At 30.9% G+C, this 1,527-nt stretch carries 2 protein-coding genes; both read left to right on the top strand.

The features are described from left to right. Positions 1 to 247: 247 nt before the first annotated feature. The gene (locus tag B5X55_RS18600; RefSeq protein WP_079514714.1) at positions 248 to 709 is read left to right on the top strand and encodes a mobile mystery protein A; all 462 of its coding nucleotides are present in this window, start codon (positions 248 to 250) and stop codon (positions 707 to 709) included. Further along, complete coding sequence (locus B5X55_RS18595; RefSeq protein WP_079514712.1) at positions 700 to 1,296, top strand: mobile mystery protein B; 597 nt, start codon at positions 700 to 702, stop codon at positions 1,294 to 1,296. The genes B5X55_RS18600 and B5X55_RS18595 overlap by 10 nt, the downstream gene beginning before the upstream one ends. Positions 1,297 to 1,527 lie beyond the last annotated feature (231 nt).

Below are 1,527 nucleotides of genomic sequence, written 5' to 3'. Positions count from 1 at the left end.
ATTTATCTTTAGATTATAAAACACCTAATTACGTGCATCAATATGCCGCTTAAAAATAATATTAATCTGTAGCCGTATTTTAGGACGTGACATTTAAATCAGAACCTTTTAGATAAAATTTATCATACATATTTATATGATTATTTTCACAAAATAATACATATACGTATTCTTTTGTTTGTTTATTTATACGTATTTGTATACTTTTGTTTTAATTTACATACTTATATGTATAAAATGTTAATAAATGAGAAACAAGAAAAAACTACTCATAGAACAACTAGACCAAAAACTGGCTAATTTTAAAGATGCAGGAATGGTCCTGGTACCACAAAAAGGATGGGTAAATACTATCAGAACCACTCTTAATATGACGAGAGACCAATTAGGAACCAAACTTGACTTGACTCAAGGAGCTATTCAAAAAATCGAGGAACGTGAAGCTACAGGTCAGATAACCCTCAATAAATTAAAGGGCGTTGGTAATGCTTTAAATATGAAATTTGTCTATGGTTTTATTCCTAAAGATGGCACCATTGAAAGTCTAATCAACTTAAAGGCCGAAAAACTGGCTCGAAAAATTGTTTTAAGGACCAATCAAAATATGAAATTAGAGGACCAAGGAATTGGAGATGAAAAGATAACCAGAACCATAAAGGAGCTTGCTGATGAAATAAAACGAGAGATGAGAAAGTCATTATGGGATTAGAATTCAATTATAATGACGGCCAAACACCATTAGACGAAGAAGAAAAAGAAGGTCTTAAGATAAAGTCAATTACCACTCAAGGAGAACTAGATGAATTTGAGCAATTGAACATTGAGAAAGCTGTCGAATGGACTATTCATTCAAAATTAAAGCCTGAAAATATTTTAACCGAAAAGTTTATTAAAAACTTGCACAAAAGAATGTATAGTGATGTATGGAAATGGGCAGGCCAATTTAGAAAGACTGAAAAGAATATTGGAATTCCGTGGACGCAAATTGAGATTGAATTAAAAAATTTACTTGACGACACTAAATATTGGATAGAAAACAAAACTTTTTCGCCTGAAGAAATAGCTATAAGATTTAAACATCGTATAGTATCCATTCATTGTTTTCCAAATGGAAATGGAAGACACTCTAGAATGATGGCTGACATTATTATGGAATCAATATTTGGTAATGAAATATTTTCTTGGCATCAATCAAATATGGTTAAAGCTAACGAAACAAGAAATCAATATATAAAAGCCTTAAGAGAAGCTGATAATGGTAATTTCAAACAGTTAATTGAATTTGCAAAAAACTAATGCCAACACCGTATAAATTAATTGCTAGTACCAGCTACTTTCAAAAATCCTCGTGGATTTTTTACTCGGTTTGTATTTGCTAAGTAAAGTGCTTAAACCCGCAACTAATCATACACTAACACGTTGTACTTAATAATGACCCGTCCTGAAATATGTATACAAAACACTTCAAGTATATGTATAAAAATGATGGATATGTAAGACGTTATAGCGAGAGCTTTAAACTAAAGG

Origin of the sequence: Maribacter arcticus (assembly GCF_900167935.1) — a bacterium.
GTDB lineage: Bacteria > Bacteroidota > Bacteroidia > Flavobacteriales > Flavobacteriaceae > Maribacter > Maribacter arcticus.
This window is presented reverse-complemented; position numbering and strand designations above follow the sequence as displayed.

Coding starts and splice junctions, on each gene's coding strand:
- B5X55_RS18600 (WP_079514714.1), top strand. CDS start 248: ATGAGAAACAAGAAAAAACTACTCATAGAACAACTAGACCAAAAACTG.
- B5X55_RS18595 (WP_079514712.1), top strand. CDS start 700: ATGGGATTAGAATTCAATTATAATGACGGCCAAACACCATTAGACGAA.